At 69.3% G+C, this 14,808-nt stretch carries 15 protein-coding genes and 1 pseudogene; 10 read left to right on the forward strand and 6 right to left on the reverse strand.

What is annotated here, in order from left to right:
• The first annotated feature begins 13 nt into the window (after positions 1-13).
• The 4 genes from ACTWQC_RS24870 (at position 14) to ACTWQC_RS24885 (ending at position 3,618) form a co-directional block, all read left to right on the forward strand.
• Positions 14-367, forward strand: a complete 354-nt coding sequence (locus ACTWQC_RS24870; RefSeq protein WP_443318014.1) for a hypothetical protein — start codon at positions 14-16, stop codon at positions 365-367.
• A 186-nt stretch (positions 368-553) separates the two neighbouring features.
• Positions 554-1,714: an FUSC family protein gene (locus tag ACTWQC_RS24875; RefSeq protein ID WP_443318015.1), complete on the forward strand. Its 1,161-nt coding sequence runs from the start codon at positions 554-556 to the stop codon at positions 1,712-1,714.
• 47 nt (positions 1,715-1,761) lie between these two features.
• Positions 1,762-2,493 carry a YqjF family protein gene (locus ACTWQC_RS24880; RefSeq protein WP_443318016.1) on the forward strand — a complete coding sequence of 244 codons (732 nt, stop codon included), beginning with the start codon at positions 1,762-1,764 and terminating at the stop codon, positions 2,491-2,493.
• A gap of 240 nt (positions 2,494-2,733) precedes the next feature.
• Positions 2,734-3,618, forward strand: a complete 885-nt coding sequence (locus ACTWQC_RS24885; RefSeq protein ID WP_443318017.1) for an SDR family oxidoreductase — start codon at positions 2,734-2,736, stop codon at positions 3,616-3,618.
• 16 nt (positions 3,619-3,634) lie between these two features.
• Here ACTWQC_RS24885 and ACTWQC_RS24890 read toward each other — a convergent pair whose 3' ends face one another.
• Positions 3,635-4,648: a Ppx/GppA phosphatase family protein gene (locus tag ACTWQC_RS24890; protein ID WP_443318018.1), complete on the reverse strand. Its 1,014-nt coding sequence runs from the start codon at positions 4,646-4,648 to the stop codon at positions 3,635-3,637.
• A gap of 145 nt (positions 4,649-4,793) precedes the next feature.
• Between ACTWQC_RS24890 and ACTWQC_RS24895 the strand changes: the two genes are divergently transcribed.
• Positions 4,794-5,453 (forward strand): HemK2/MTQ2 family protein methyltransferase, encoded by a 660-nt coding sequence (locus ACTWQC_RS24895; RefSeq protein WP_443318019.1) that lies wholly within the window; start codon positions 4,794-4,796, stop codon positions 5,451-5,453.
• A gap of 52 nt (positions 5,454-5,505) precedes the next feature.
• Positions 5,506-5,730, forward strand: a complete 225-nt coding sequence (locus ACTWQC_RS24900) for a CDGSH iron-sulfur domain-containing protein (protein WP_443318020.1) — start codon at positions 5,506-5,508, stop codon at positions 5,728-5,730.
• Here the strand turns inward: ACTWQC_RS24900 and ACTWQC_RS24905 are convergent.
• A complete protein-coding gene (locus ACTWQC_RS24905) occupies positions 5,707-6,729 on the reverse strand; it encodes an iron-containing redox enzyme family protein (protein ID WP_443318021.1) in 1,023 nt (340 codons plus the stop codon). The two genes, ACTWQC_RS24900 and ACTWQC_RS24905, sit on opposite strands and share 24 nt — an antisense overlap.
• On the reverse strand, positions 6,726-7,895 hold the full coding sequence (locus tag ACTWQC_RS24910; RefSeq protein ID WP_443318022.1) for a carboxylate-amine ligase: 1,170 nt from the start codon (positions 7,893-7,895) through the stop codon (positions 6,726-6,728). Before ACTWQC_RS24910 ends, ACTWQC_RS24905 begins: the two co-directional genes overlap by 4 nt.
• A gap of 228 nt (positions 7,896-8,123) precedes the next feature.
• Here ACTWQC_RS24910 and ACTWQC_RS24915 point away from each other — a divergent pair, with 228 nt between their 5' ends.
• Positions 8,124-8,453: a plasmid stabilization protein gene (locus tag ACTWQC_RS24915; protein ID WP_443318023.1), complete on the forward strand. Its 330-nt coding sequence runs from the start codon at positions 8,124-8,126 to the stop codon at positions 8,451-8,453.
• A 157-nt stretch (positions 8,454-8,610) separates the two neighbouring features.
• On the opposite strand, the gene ACTWQC_RS24920 is transcribed toward ACTWQC_RS24915, so the two are convergent.
• The 3 genes from ACTWQC_RS24920 to ACTWQC_RS24930 form a co-directional block, all read right to left on the reverse strand.
• Positions 8,611-9,285, reverse strand: a complete 675-nt coding sequence (locus tag ACTWQC_RS24920; protein WP_443318024.1) for a DUF6766 family protein — start codon at positions 9,283-9,285, stop codon at positions 8,611-8,613.
• Between the two features lie 99 nt (positions 9,286-9,384).
• The gene (locus ACTWQC_RS24925) at positions 9,385-9,840 is read right to left on the reverse strand and encodes a hypothetical protein (RefSeq protein WP_443318025.1); all 456 of its coding nucleotides are present in this window, start codon (positions 9,838-9,840) and stop codon (positions 9,385-9,387) included.
• Positions 9,841-10,032: 192 nt separating this feature from the next.
• Positions 10,033-11,850, reverse strand: a complete 1,818-nt coding sequence (locus tag ACTWQC_RS24930) for a thiamine pyrophosphate-requiring protein (RefSeq protein WP_443318026.1) — start codon at positions 11,848-11,850, stop codon at positions 10,033-10,035.
• Positions 11,851-12,165: 315 nt separating this feature from the next.
• On the opposite strand from ACTWQC_RS24930, the gene ACTWQC_RS24935 reads away from it, so the two are divergent.
• The 3 genes and pseudogenes from ACTWQC_RS24935 to ACTWQC_RS24945 form a co-directional block, all read left to right on the forward strand.
• Positions 12,166-13,263 (forward strand): NAD(P)/FAD-dependent oxidoreductase, encoded by a 1,098-nt coding sequence (locus ACTWQC_RS24935; protein WP_443318027.1) that lies wholly within the window; start codon positions 12,166-12,168, stop codon positions 13,261-13,263.
• A complete protein-coding gene (locus ACTWQC_RS24940; RefSeq protein WP_443318028.1) occupies positions 13,260-14,150 on the forward strand; it encodes an RNA polymerase sigma-70 factor in 891 nt (296 codons plus the stop codon). The genes ACTWQC_RS24935 and ACTWQC_RS24940 overlap by 4 nt, the downstream gene beginning before the upstream one ends.
• Before the next feature lie 150 nt (positions 14,151-14,300).
• Positions 14,301-14,587, forward strand: a pseudogene (locus tag ACTWQC_RS24945) (ATP-binding protein); the annotation flags it as partial.
• Positions 14,588-14,808 lie beyond the last annotated feature (221 nt).

Below are 14,808 nucleotides of genomic sequence, written 5' to 3' on the forward strand. Positions count from 1 at the left end.
GTGAGGAGGAGCAATGAGCACTCGGCAGCACGGCGAGTTGCCGCTCGCCGACTATGACCACCTGCCCGTAGGCGCGCTGGAGCACCGAATACGCGGGCTATCCCGTGAGGAGCTGGAACTGCTGCTGCAATACGAACGCGAGCACGCCGACCGGCGCCCCGTCATCGAGCTCTTCACCGCCCGCCTTGATCAACTGAAGAGCGGTAGCACGCCGTCACAGGGTGGGGACAGGACGCGTCCCGAGCAGCCTGGTCCACCGGCCAAGGGCTCTCCGGTAAGCCCCGAGACGTCACCCGAGCCGATCCACCCACCGCCGCACGGCACTCCTGCCACGCACGCCAAGCCGAAGGGTGACCGCCCCTCGTGAGTCCGAACGCGTCGCGGGCCGAAGGTCGAGCGGAGCGAACGTCGCGATGTATGACGGCTCCTGACGTTCCATCAGGTTCGTCGACCGTTACATTGACGCTTGGACGGGTACTTCCAGCGGCATGCGATCACTGGTGATCAACTGCTTGCAGAATCCGTTGTCCGCACCACCCGGCTGACCGAGCTCATGCTTGATCGTCTGTGCCGGAACCTGCCGAACCGAAGAAATCTCGTCCCCGAAGCCGAGCTGATAGCCAAGGCCACGGTGGGAGCCGCCTGCGCCTGGTGGCTGGCACGGCTGCTGCCCGGCCACGATCAGCCGTATTTCGCCGCACTGGCCGCGCTGCTCGGCGTCTACCCGACCGTGCTGCGCTCGCTGCGCCAGGCCATTCGCTTCGCCTGCGGCTTCCTCCTCGGAGTCCTGGTCAGCGTGCCGGTCTCGCTCCTGCTGGGGCCGACCGGCTGGAGCATTCTCGTCGTAGTCCCCGCTGCTCTGCTGATCGCGGCGTGGCCGAGACTCGACGAGCAGGGCATCCAGGTGCCGTTCACCGCCGTCTTCGTTCTGCTGGCCGGGGGCAGTGAGCCGGTCGCGTACGCCGTGCCGCGACTCGCTGATGTCGGCATCGGCGTCGCCTTGGGCCTCCTGGTGAACACCGCGCTGCCGCCCGCCCCACATCGGCGGGAGCCCGGTGCCGCGGCGCACCGGCTCAGCAGACGAACCGCCGACCTACTCCGCGATACGGCAGAGGAGGTCAGGCAGGGCGAGCTGTTCGGCACCGATCACCGCAACGAACGTTCGCACGCGGTGCACCGCAGCGTAGTAAGGGTGGCAGACGCCCAGGCGACGGCGGTCGAGAGCCACCGGTTCAACCTCCGGACCCGGCTGTCACGGCATCGCCGCGACCGACCCGCGGACGCGACGCTGGATGCACTGTATGCAGCGGCCGAGCAGGCACGCGTGCTCACCCGCGAGACCCGGCGGAGCGGAGCCGGCACCGATCCATCCCTCCTCCATGACGGCTTCCGGGAGCAGTTCGGCGATCTGCTCGACCTCCTGGCCGAGCTGGTGGTCGGCAGCGGCACGTCGGGTGACACCCCGCCCGAAGGGCGTTTGGAGGAGGCCCAGCGCCGTTACCGGTCGCTGCGGCAGACAGCCCTGGATGCTGCCGACGGCGGCGGGGATCCGCACCGATGCCTCGCGGAGACACAGCTCTGTGCGCTCGTGCTCCAGCTGCTCTTCGACCTGACACCGGCGCGGGGCGGCGACGGTGACGCCGGAAGGGCTCGGACTGGCGCGAGGACGGGCTCTCTCCTGAGGGTGCCGACGTCAGGCGCACGGGAGCGGTGATCGGCCGGACGCAGGTTCGTCGCGCCAGGGGCGGGCACTCGTCGCACGTGGTCTCTTCCGAACCGGCCCAGCGGGTCCGGGTGCCGCTCCTCCGAGCCCAGTGGCGTCAGCAGGCCTTTCTCCACTGGCCGTACCCTCCGGAGGACATCCAGGCCCTCCTGCCGAACGGCCTCGTCGTGGACCAGTACGACGGCGCGGCCTGGGTGAGCCTCACCCCGTTCCTCATGGCGGACCTGCGACCGCTCGGTATCTCACCCCTGCCTGCGCTGGCAGCCTCCCCCTTCCCGGAGACCAATCTGCGTACGTACGTCCGCGCGCCGGGTGGACGTCATGGAGTGTGGTTCCTGTCCATCGAGGTGGGCAGCGCCATGATGCTGGCCGCACGCACCATGGGCGCGCCCTACCACCTGGGCGACCTCAGCGTGCTCGCGTACGACGGGACGGTGTCGTACGGCGGCTCCCGGCGAGGAGGTGAACCGACGTATCACCTCATCGTGCGCCCCGGAGCGACGATCGATCCGTCGGAACGAGAGGTCTGGCTGACCTCGCGATGGCGCGCCTACACCCATCGGCTGGGCGTCCTCTGGGAGACCCCCATCTGGCATGAGCCATGGTCGCTTCATGAGGCCACGCTCGAGGACTTGCACGAAACGCTGACCCCCGCGGCCGGCATCTCGGCACCCGCTGGCGACGCATCCGTCACGTTCTCCGAAGGCGTGCGGAACGTACGCCTGGGCATCTCGCGGCCCCTCCGCCCTGGCGAAGCCGACCCGGCCTGAGCCGAAGGGTCACTCGCTCGGGTGAGCAACTGCCCGGCGGGTACCCGGGTCGCATGAATGGAAAGAACAGGCAAGCCCTCACCCCCGATCTGCCTCCCGTCGTGGAAGTCCCCGATCTGCCGAAGCCCGGCGCTGGACACCACGACGGCAAGCCGGAGCTCGGAAGAGTTCGCGATGGAGAGGAAGGACCACGACGGGTGCCCAGGGAAAGCGCCGGCGATGTCCCGGACGGGAGAGAACATGAACCCTCGTGACCAGCAGAATCCCGTGGAGCAGTACCCGCAGCCGCCCTTTCCGCAGCAGGATCAGCCCCATCCAGGGGGCACTGAGCCCATGGCACCGAGACCCGATCACGGTGAAGCCTCGTATCGCGGTTCCCGGCGGCTTGAGGGTTTGCGGACCGTCATCACGGGCGGTGATTCCGGCATCGGGCGCGCTGTGGCACTCGCTTTCGCGCGCGAGGGTGCGGACGTGCTCTTCACCCACCTCGCCGAGGAGGAGAAGGAGGCCGCCGAGACGAGCCGCCTCGTGGAGGAGGCCGGGCGGCGAGCCATAGCCGTTCTCTGCGACATCCGCGAGGAGGAAGCGTGCCGAGACCTGGTCGACCTCGCCGTGAAGGAGTTCGGCCGGATCGATGTGCTCGTGAACAACGCGGCCTATCAGATGGCTCAGCCAGACGGGATCGAAGGCATATCGACCGAGCAGTTCGACCGCGTACTCCGCACCAACCTGTACGGCATGTTCTGGCTCTCCAAGATGTCCCTCCCCCACATCCCGGCGGGCGGCAGCATCATCAACACCACGTCCGTGCAGGCCTACAAGCCCAGCCCCCACCTACTCGACTACGCGACAACCAAGGGCGCCATCGTCACCTTCACCCAGGGACTCGCGGGGAGCCTGGCCGAACGCGGCATCCGGGTCAACGCCGTCGCCCCCGGTCCGGTGTGGACCCCGCTGATCCCCGCGACGCTGCCGGACACCGAGACGTTCGGCAAGCAGGCTCCTCTGGGACGCGCCGCCCAACCTGCCGAGATGGCACCGGCCTTCGTATACCTCGCTTCTCAGGAGGCAAGCTTCATCACGGCCGAGATCCTCAACGCCACAGGCGGGACACCACTGCCATAGCGCGACCTCCACAGCATCAGCCCGAGACTCGGCCACCCGCGGCCAGATGCAGTGTTGTCGCCTCTTCCTCGTTGTCGTTCACGCTGCTCAGCTCTGGCCACCAGGCCGAGCCTCCGGCCTCGAGATGCCTCAGCAGGATGCCCTCCCGCAGGGCCCATGGAGAGATCGTCACGGTGTCGATCGCCATCAGCTTCATCGTCGTGTGCGCGACCACCGCTCCCGCCAGCGACTGCCGCGAGCGGGCAGCCGAGATGCCCGGCAGGTGCGCGCGTTCGGCCGCGGGCAGCTGCATCAGCCGCTTCACCACGGGGCGGAGATCGCTCCGTACCAGCCGACGGGGGACGAAAGGACCATCACGGCCGGGCGCGGCACCGCACAGCCGGGCCAGCTGCTGGAAGGTGCGCGAGGTGGCGACGGCTGTGCTGGGCGCCTCCCAGCGAACCCGGGCAGCAACGTCCCGGAGTTCGTGCCGGACCGTGCGGCGCAAGGCTTTGATCGCGCGCCGCGCCGGTGGATCATGTTTGCCGAAGTATTCGCGTGTCAGGCGGCCGGCGCCCAGGGGCAAAGACGCGGCGAAGTCCGGCAGCCCGCTTCGGCCGAATGCCACCTCCAACGAGCCCCCGCCGATGTCGAGCAGGATCAAGGGCCCCGCGCGCCATCCCATCCACCGGCGAGCGGCCAAGAAGGTCAGCTCCGCTTCGGTATGTCCCGACAGGATGCGGAGCGGAGCCTCGGCTCCGGCGTTCACTGCCTCCAGGATCTCCTGCCGGTTCGGGGCATCGCGCAGGATCGCCGTGGCGAAGGCGAAGGTCTGCTTCACGTCCCAACGATGCGCTTCCTCCCGGGCGGCCTGGACGGCGTCGACCAGGCGTTCGACGGCCTCGTCAGCAAGCCGACCGTCGCTGTCCACGTGTTCCGCGAGGCGAAGCCGGCGCTTGGCCGTGTGCACCGGCAGCGGCACCCAGCCGTCCCCGTCCGCGATCACGAGTCGCACCGTGTTCGAACCCACGTCTACTACGCCCAGTCGCATGCGTCGCCGAGTACCCCGCGCGCCGGACATCACGCGGCCAGGTTCGCCCATCACAAGGTCTCGCACATCGGGATGGTCGCCTCGGGCCGACCTTGCGGTACCGCGGGCGGCGTTTGGTACGAGGCACCGGAGGCACTCGGAACTCGTGATTCTCCTGAGGCCGCCTGGGGTCTACTCACCGCAGGGTGACTCCTACCTCCTGCGGGAAGCCCTGATCAGCTCGGCAGTACCGCAGGGTGCACGGGCCCTCGACGCGTACACCGGTACCGGCGTGCTCGCCCTGGCCGCGGCGCGCTTGGGCGCCGCGGAGGTCTGCGCGGTGGACGTGTCCTCGTCGGCGGTCGTCGCAGCCCGGTGCAACGCACGCCTGAACCGGCTCCGGGTCACCGTTCTCCGCGGGGATTTCTCCTCCTGCACTGCAGGGCGGCGGTTCGACGTGGTGACAGCGAACCCACCCTACGTACCGTGCCCAGCAGCACCTGCCACCGGCGGGCGCCGGGCCCGCGCCTGGGACGCCGGAGAAGACGGACGCTTTCACCTCGACCGGCTGTGCGCAGCGGCACCACGGCTGCTCGAGCCGAACGGCATGTTGCTGATGGTCCAGTCAGGCCTGTGCCGGCCGGCGGTGACTCTGCGCATGCTGTGTGACGCCGGGCTGAAGGCGTCCGTCGTCGCCCGGCACCGACAGTCCTTCGGTCCTGTGCTCATGAGCCGTGCCCCGTGGCTGGAGGAGCAGGGCCTCATCCCCGCCGGCCAGCGAGAAGAGGAGTTGGTGGTCATTCGTGCCGACCGCGTCTCGTCCTGAATCCGAGCCGAACCGACCCCGTCATGCCGCTCCCGCCCCCGAAGCGCGCCGCGTGATCGTGGAGCCGGGGGGACCCGTTCTCGTCGAAGGACCGGTCGAGGTGGTGCTCCCCAACGGCCGGACGGTGACCTCCGATCGCTTCATGGTCGCTGTCTGCACATGTCGGCGGAGTCACACGTATCCCTGGTGCGACACGAGTCACCGGCGGCGCCCTCGCACCGAGTTCGAGCCCGAGGGCACGGGCGGCGGGACCTCACGGGAAGGATGGTCGGAGTGATGATCGCCCGCGGCTCCACGCGCTGAGCAGATGCTCGGCCAACCGGTCCTCGAGCAGCTCCGAGGCCTGCATTCCGAACACCACGTCCCCGGCCAGCTCCGGCGCCCCGGCCAGGAGATCGGCCAGTACGTCGTGGCGCATCACCTGCTCGTGCACCGCGTCCGCCTCGATGTGCTCACTGTAGAAGCGCACGCATGCGGGGCTCGCGCCCATCCTCCGCAGGGCCCGGACCATCCTGCGCGCACTCGGCGCGGTGGTGATCTCGGCGGCCGCGAAGTGGCCGACCAGAGCACCGCGCAGCCCGCGGTGCAGGCCGAACAGCGACATCATGTTCACGGTGGCCATCGACGGCGCCGGTACGGTGTCCAGGTAGTGCAGATAGCCGGTCTCCAGGCCTGCACCGCGCAGCAGGTCGGCATAGAGCCGTGAGTGCATACGCTCCTCCCGGCCACCGCCGAACTCGTCGTACTCCACGGCGACCAGCGATGCCTTCGCGCGGCCCTGGAGGCGTGGGATGACCCAGGCGTGCGGGTCGGCCTCCTTCAGGTGGTAGATCGACCGATGCACCAGGTACTCGCGCATCTGCCACCACGTCCCGTGGTCACTGAGGTAGTGGGAGACGCCCGTGCCCTGCGCCGGCTCCACGAGCAGCTCGCCGAGAGCGGCTCCGACGTCACGACCGCCTGCCGTGCCCGAGCGGAGGGCATCGAGGAAGGCCCGCTCGGCCCGACCGCGGAAGCCCAGCAGCTCCGGTTCCCACTCCCAGGCCTCATCCACCCCGCGAAAGCCGCGATAGTGCAGTTCGTAGCAGAGCTGCAGAACCAGCTGAAGATCCTCACCGAAGGGGTCGCAGCCATCGACCTCCGGCCAGCTGCGGTGGGCACCGGGAGCCGGCGAGCGCAGGCTCTCCGCAACCGCGGCCGACAGCGGACCGCGCGGCTCCGGCAGGTCGGGTGGGTGGATCGCCGAGGTCGGATACAGGTCGGCCAGATCGCTCACGGCGTGCCTCCCGGGTCAGGTGTTCCGGTGCCCCCTCTTGCGGTGGAGGCCGTCTCGGCAGCGTGCGGTGACCTTGGTGGCGATGAGGACATCGTCTGCCCGATCAAGTACCGCAGAACTGCACCCGGGCCGTCGGCACCCGCCGCGCGCTGACGTTCGGCGCCTGTGCCGCGCACAGCCATCTCCTCGATCCGGCTGCGCACGAACGACAGGTCACCGGCCTCCTCCAGCGCGGGGCGCACGTGGTCCACGAGGGTCGCCACGCGTTCGAGGGCCGGCACCCTCCGCTCGTACGACGGGTGCACCGCGGGTCCCCGTATGCCGTACCGGGAAGCCGACCAGACCGCGGCGGCAGCCACCTGCTCGCGTACAGGCGGGGCTTCCCGGCCAGCCGACAGCGCGGCGAGCGCAGTGAGCACCAAGGCCCGCGACAGCGCCGCCTGAAGCAGGGCCTCGCCCACGGTCGCAGCGGCGTCCGCTGCCCGAAACTCGACGGTGGGGAAGCGCAACGACGGCCGGGCCAGCCAAAAGCTCATCTTCGGATCCGCCAGTGAGCCGCAGTCGACCAGCCGCGCGAGCTCGTGCTCATAGGCCGCCGCGGACGCGAAATGCGGTGGTACTCCGGATCCGGGGAACCGCGATTGCTGCACCATGCGCCAGCTCGCGTAGCCGGTGTCCGTGCCCTGGTGATAGGGGGAGTTGACGGACAGCGCCAGCAGGGTCGGCAGCCAGGGGCGCAGATGGTTGGTGACGGCCACAGCCACTTCCATGTCGGGAACGCCGACGTGGATATGGCAGCCGCAGACCTGATAGTCGGCGGCCACCCCGGCGTAGAGCTCCAGAATTCGGCGGAATCGGCTCCCCTGTGTCACCGGCGTCGGTTCGCCGGACAGCGGAAATGTCCCGGAGGACACCAGCCTGAGGCCCGTTCGCTCCGCAGCCGGGGACAGAACCTCCCGGGCGGAGAACATCTGGGCGCCGAGGTCGTCGAGCCGACTGCATATACCGGAGGCCGCCTCGACCTGGGTCGAAAGCAGTTCGTGCTTGAATTCGCCGCCGCACGCCGCCGCCGGAGCCTGCTCTGCGATGTCCAGGACATCGGCCGCCCTCGGCGCCAGGCGGCCGCTTTCCGCGTCCACCAGGAGGAATTCCTCTTCCGCTCCCATGGTCGGCAGCATGAAATCCTCCGGAGGCGGGGCCATCACCACGCTCCAGCGATGGCTTGGACCATACATACCCGTCCGAGTTGCCGGACTCCATGGTTCTACGCACCTGCGGTACCACGGTGTGCTCGCCCGCTGGATCGATCCCGGGCCTCCGCCGCCGGCGACACGACGAGGGTGTTTAAGCACGTGCTGGCGCGGGACTCGTAACAACATCACGAGGAGGAAATCATGCCGCGAGGATCCAGTTCCAAGCGAGAACGGCAGTACGAGAAGATCAAGAAGGGCGCGGAGGAGCGCGGTACGTCGACCAAGCGGGCAAAGGAGATCGCTGCGAGGACCGTGAACAAGGAACGCGCCCGCAGCGGGGAGTCCCGGACCGCCAGCCGTACCTCCATTCAGGACAAGTCGCCCTCCCAGCGGGGCGGCCAGCGCTCCGGCAAGGGCGAGGGCCCGAAGGGCCCGACGCGCGACCAGCTCTACAACGAGGCCAAGCAGCGCGGTATCGAAGGCCGCTCGTCGATGAACAAGGACGAGCTCGCCAAGGCGCTGGGGCGCTGATTATCGCGCGCGACGCCCATCCCCCGACGAGCCCGAGGTGCTACCACACCTGGGGCAGGAAGCGTGCCAGCGCAGCGCCACGGCGCTCTGCCGCAGGTCGGCTACGAACAGGCTACGAACACCTGCCGGTGGAGGAGCTCACCCCTCGACGCCGAGCTCACCCCGCGACGCCGGTGGAGGTGTGAGCGGCGCCCACCGGTTTGGACTCCGGTGACCCGCGCTGGCGCAGGTAGATCGAAAGAATGGCCATGGAAGCGATGGCGAGGAATTCGGACTGCCAGTTCTGAAGCGTACGGCTCCAGAAGTCGGCGGAGAAGATGTAGTCGGGCCAGCTCATAGGCGCCTGAAGCTGCCTCAATTGCTCTTCGTTGTACGCGGCGACACCGCTGATGGACTGGGCCAGCCAGGAGAGCAGGAAGATGCTCCCCATGACGAGGCCGAGCGAACTGCCGTACACCTTGAGCCGGATCCCGCCCGCGGCCGCCCACCGGGGAGCGTCCGAGCCCGCGTGCCGGCCGACGCGCTGCGCCTCGTCGGATTCCGTCCCGATCCTGTCCGTCCGCTTCGACTCCGGCGAGCCGCGCTGCACCAGCCACACGGTGAGGAAGATGTAGAGGAAGAACTGCAGGTACTCCGACTGCCAGTTCTCCATTACGTCGACAGCGAAGTCCGAAGAGGCCATGTAGTCGCCAACAGAGATCGGCTGGAGGTTCTCGGCCACGAGCTGATTGTTGAAGTCCGCGTGGCCCGCGAACGCCTGTCCCAGCAGAGCAAGAAGGAATGCGACGCCGAACGCCAGTCCCAGGCCGTTTTCCCTCAGGAATCTCCGCACGGAGCGCTTCACCGGTACAGCACCCCCAGGGCAATGCAGTACGCCAGGCCGCTGACGATCACCAGCAAGCAGAGCGTGAACATGACCTTCATACGCCCCTCAGCCGTTCTTCAGCGTGCAGCGGTACGGCTGCTGCGGCCGCGGCGTGCACCCCGCGGCCACGACCTTCCAGCCGGAGGAGAACTGCGACAGGAACAGGGTGTCCGCGGTCAGGACCACACGTGCCTGCCGCCCGTGGACATCGACGCTGCGCACATCCCCCGGTCGGTCCCCGGCCGACGGGACGTCCTCATCGAGCACCCCCTGAGCGCAGTCCGCCCGGGCGGACTGCGCCACCTCCTCGCGCGTGCCCGGCGCCAGCACCTCGCACACGGTGGCCGCGTCCTCGGCGCGCACGGCGCGCTCGAAGTCCAGAGCGGCCGCCATGGCAGCGCTGCGCCGCTCCTCGACCGCGCCGCAGCCCACCGTCACCAGCAGGACGGCTGCCGTCCCCGCCACCGCACTCCATCGCCACCGCCGCGCGGTGCACATGGCGCGGGTGGGCGGCGTGGCCACGCGGCGAGGCCCTTCTCCCCATTCCTCGACGTCCACAGACGACTTGTACACCGAAGCGCAACCGCCTCTGGATCGGCTCGCCGGTGGTGGAGGCACGTGACCGTTGGTCGGCGCCGCAGATCCCCCGGCACAGCCTCTGCGTGCTCCTGGCTCGCCGGTGACGTCGGCATCAGCAGCTCCACCAACCCGTGCTCATGAATCGCCCCCTCCGGTGGGCAACTCGCCCGAGGGGCCCGGCAGGAACTCCTGCGCCTTCGCCTTCAGACCCTGGATTGCCACGTCCACGCGGTCCGGATCCCCCTTCAGCAGCGACGCGGCCGTGGCCTCCAGCTGCTCCCACGTCGCGTGCGGCGGGATCGGCGGCACGGAGGGGTCTGTCAGGAACTCCACGACCGCGGGCCCCTCCGCCGCCAGCGCCTCCCGCCATGCCGGCTCCACGCCCTCGGGCTTCTCGACCCGGATGCCGGTGAGGCCGAGCGAGGCCGCGAAGGCCGCGTACGACACGTCGGGCACGGACTGCGAGGGCAGGAACTGCGGCGCCCCGCCCATCGCCCGCATCTCCCACGTCACCTGGTTGAGGTCCTGGTTGTTCCATACCCCCACGACCAGCCGCGGATCGTCCCACGCGTCGCGGTACTTCGCCGCGGTGATCAGCTCCGCCATGCCGTTCATCTGCATCGCGCCGTCCCCCACCAGCGCGATCGCCGGCCGGTCGGGCTGGGCGAACTTGGCCCCGATCGCGTACGGCACGGCGCAGCCCATCGTGGCGAGCGTGCCGGACAGCGAGCCGCGCATCGTGCCGCGGAAGCGGATGTGCCGCGCGTACCAGTTGGTCGCCGAACCCGAATCGGCGGTCAGAATCGCGTTGTCCGGCAGCAGCGGGTCCAGGGAGTGCGCCACGTACTCCGGGTTGATGGGGTCCGCGGACAGCTGCGCCCGGCGCCGTATCACCTCGCGCCACCGATCGACCGCGGCGCACGTCTCGTCGTACCAGTCGCGGGCGGTGTTGCGTCGCAGCAGCGGCAGCAGCCTGCGCAGGGTCGCCCGGGCGTCGCCGACCAGGTTCACCTCGTACGGGTAACGCATCCCGATCATGTGCGGGTCGATGTCGATCTGCACCGCCCGAGCCTTCCCGAAGCCCGGGAGGAACTGCGAGTACGGGAAGCTGGAGCCGACGGTCAGCAGGGTGTCGCAGTCCCGCATCAGCTCGTACGAGGGACGGGATCCCAGCAGCCCGACGGCCCCTGTGACACCGGGGAGTTCGTCCGACAGCACGTCCATGCCGAGCAGCGCCTTGGCGACCCCGGCGCCCAGCAGGTCCGCGACCTCCGCGACCTCGGCGCGCGCACCCGCCGCGCCCTGCCCGACCAGTACGGCCACCTTGTCGCCCGCATTGAGGATCTCCGCCGCGCGCTCCAGCGACTCCTGAGAGGGCACGGACTCCCAGCCGCTGCGGTCGAGGCTGGAGGGCACCATCTTGAAGGCATGGCCCGGCGGCGAGTAGTCCAGCTCCTGCACGTCCCCGGGAATGATCACGGCGGTGGGGGCGCGCCGGGCGTACGCCGTGCGCACCGCCCGGTCCAGGACGTTCGGCAACTGCTCGGGCACGGTCACCGTCTCCACGAAGTCGGACGCCACGTCCTTGAACAGCGTGTGCAGATCGACCTCCTGCTGGTACGAGCCGCCCATCGCGGAGCGGTGCGTCTGCCCGACGATCGCGACGACCGGCACGTGGTCGAGCTTGGCGTCGTACAGCCCGTTGAGGAGGTGGATCGCACCCGGGCCCGATGTCGCCACGCACACCCCGACCCGGCCGCTGAACTTCGCGTAGCCGACGGCCTGGAAGGCGGCCATCTCCTCGTGCCGGGCCTGGACGAACCGCGGCTCGTCGCCGGCCCGGCCCCATGCGGCCAGCAGGCCGTTGATCCCGTCCCCGGGATATCCGAAGACGTGGGCGACATCCCACTCGCGCAGGCGGGCGAGGATGTGATCGGCAACCTTCTCTGTCATCTGGCGGGACTCCTCTCGGCCCGCCACTACGGCAGCAGCTCGGTGTGGTGGGCGGACGCGCGCCGTCCGGAGAGTCAGCTGACGTCCTGGCGGGGATGCGGCATTGGTTCCATCCCGAGTTCCAGGCTCGGGCCCGCGGAAACCCGCCCTACGGCCTCGCGCTCGTACGGGGGTTCGTACCACGTCGCCGGCATCGGGCAGATGGTGGTACCCGGCACCCCGCGCGACGGTGATGCAGGTCACTCGGCTTGCCCGTCACAAACGCGAGGTGGGCTGCATCCCGTGTGTGAACTGATTCCACAACAGGAGGCACACATGAGGGTCGTGGTGGTGGGAGCCGGCTACGCGGGGACGATCGCGGCGAACCGGCTGGCCAAGAAGGTGAAGGCGGCGGAGATTACGGTGATCAACCCCCGTCCGGACTTCGTCGAGCGGGTGCGGCTGCACGAGCAGATCGCCGGGACCGGAGCCGCGGCGACCCCGCTGACGTCGATGCTGCGCGAAGGGGTCGCAACGCGGGTGGGCACCGTCGACAAGATCGGCGACGGTCAGGTCACTCTCTGCGACGGGGCGAGTCTCGACTTCGACTCCCTGTTCCTCGCGGTGGGCAGCACGGTCGCACCGCTGCCGGGCACCGTTCCGGTGGGGACCTGGGAGGGTGCGCAGGAGGCGCGGGCCGCGCTGGCCGGGCTGCCCGGCGGGAGGGTGGTCACCGTCATCGGTGGCGGGCTGACGGGCATCGAGACGGCAGCCGAGATCGCCTTCGGCCGACCCGACCTCCGCGTGCGGATCGTGGGACAGACGATCGCCGCGAGCCTGTCGGCAGGAGCGCAGAAGCGTGTGCGCACCGGCCTGGACCGCTTGAACGTGGAGGTCGTGGAGGACTCCGTCGCGCAGATCGACCCTGGCGCCGGGGAGGGACGAGGCGACATGGTGCGTCTCCACGCGCGCCCGCAGTTCACCTCCGACCTCACGCTGTGGGCGATCATCGGGAGCGTGCCCGACCTGGCCGCCCGCAGTGGACTCGAGGTGGATGCCGACGGGCGTGCGGTGGTCGACGAGCATCTGCGCAGCGTGACCGACCCGCGGATCTTCGTCGTCGGCGACTGCGCGGCGGTTCCCGGCTCTCGAGCGGCCTGCGCGACGGCCATGCCTCAGGGCGCACACGCAGCGGATACGCTGGCGCGGATGATCCAAGGCCGTAAGCCCAAGCCCTACTCCATGGGGTACACCGGACAGGCGTTGAGCCTGGGCCGGCGCGACGGGCTGCTGCAGGTCAGCCGCAGGAACGACACCGTGCGTCGGCTCTACTTCGCCGGGCCCACCGCGGCCGTGGCCAAGGAGCGAGTCTGTCGCTACGCGAAGTTCGGCGCCCGCACCGCCATCTACGCCTGGCTGCAGGGCTCGAAGTGACCGAGCAGCCGGATCCCGCGCACGAGTTCACCACGCACAGGGCCCTGCTGTTCTCGATCGCCTACGAGATCCTCGGGTCGGTGGCCGACGCCGAAGACGTCCTGCAGGACAGCTACCTGCGGTGGCGGTCGGTGAACCACACCTCGGTGGAGAACGCGCGGGCCTATCTGGCGCAGATCGTCACCCGGCAGGCGCTCGGCGTACTGCGGTCGGCCGTCCGCCGCCGGGAGCAGTACGTGGGGCCGTGGCTGCCCGAGCCGCTGGTGACCGACGCTGCCGGCGACGCACCCGACGGCATCGACCATGTGCTCACCGGCGAGGCCGTGACCACCGCGATGCTGCTGGTTCTGGAGGTCCTGACCCCTACCCAGCGCGCGGTGTTCGTGTTGCGCGAGGTGTTCGGCTTCGACTACGCGGAGATCGCCGCTGCGGTGGGCAAGTCCGAGGCCGCGGTGCGGCAGTTGAACCAGCGCGCCCGCAACAGCGTGCGCGCGAGGCGACACACTGCAGTCGCCACCCCTGCTGAGGCACAGCCGGTCGCCGAACGGTTCCTGACGGCGGCCGCGACCGGTGACGTCCAAGGCCTCATGGACCTGCTCGCACCCGATGTGGTGTTCCTGGCTGACGGCGGCGGGGTCGTGAACGCGGTGCGGCGCCCCGTGGTCGGGCCCGACAAGGTGGCCAGGCTGCTTCTCGGGCTCCTGGCCAAGGGTGCCCGCATGGGCGAACTCGACATCCGCATCGGCACCTACAACGGGATGCACTCCTTCGCGGTGCTCATCGACGGCGAACTCGATCAGGTGACCTCAGTGGAGATCCGCGGCGGTGTCGTGACGGCCATCTACTGCGTCCGCAACCCGGAGAAGCTCACGGCGGTCAAGGTGTGACCCGCGCGCCTTCAAGGCTGTTGCCAACAAGCGCACTGAAGTGCAACCGAGCCGGGCCTCCTTCACGGGGAGTCTTTGACCTGGGCGCGTTGCTGATTGCCTGTCAGTTTCCCGATCGCGCAGGCGGGCCATTGGCGCTGAGGCCAAGCCATCCTGCTCGCCGGAATCGGCATGGGCAAATCTGCCCTGGCCAAGTCCCTCGCAGTACGGGCCGTGGCCTTCGGATACCGGATCTGTGTGCCCTGCGATCCAAAGGGCGAATGGAGCATCGTCGCCCAGGAACTGGGCGGCAGACCATCGCCCTCGTCCCCGGTCTGCCAGGCCGATTGAATCCGCTCGACACGCCCGCCAGGCCGTACGGCGTCAGCCAGGAGAACTGGACAGGTGAGGTCCGCAAGCGGCGCCTCCTCCTTCTCGGGTCACTCGCGAGCCGAGTGGGGCCAGGCATTGCTGTCACAGCCACAGCTCGGAGTATCTACTGGCGCCGTCATGCTGCTCTGGCGAGGTGCAACTCCTCGGCAGCGGCCAGGAACGCCTCTATCTTGCGGAGTTCGGTAAGCGCCACTTACCGATCATTCAGAACATCGGCCTTGATGGCGGCGCGGGGCTTGGGAACGATTTGAGCACTCAGTGGTCGTTGATCAATGCCTTGAGGCGC

This window comes from Streptomyces sp. 8N616, assembly GCF_052246385.1.
Lineage (GTDB): Bacteria > Actinomycetota > Actinomycetes > Streptomycetales > Streptomycetaceae > Streptomyces.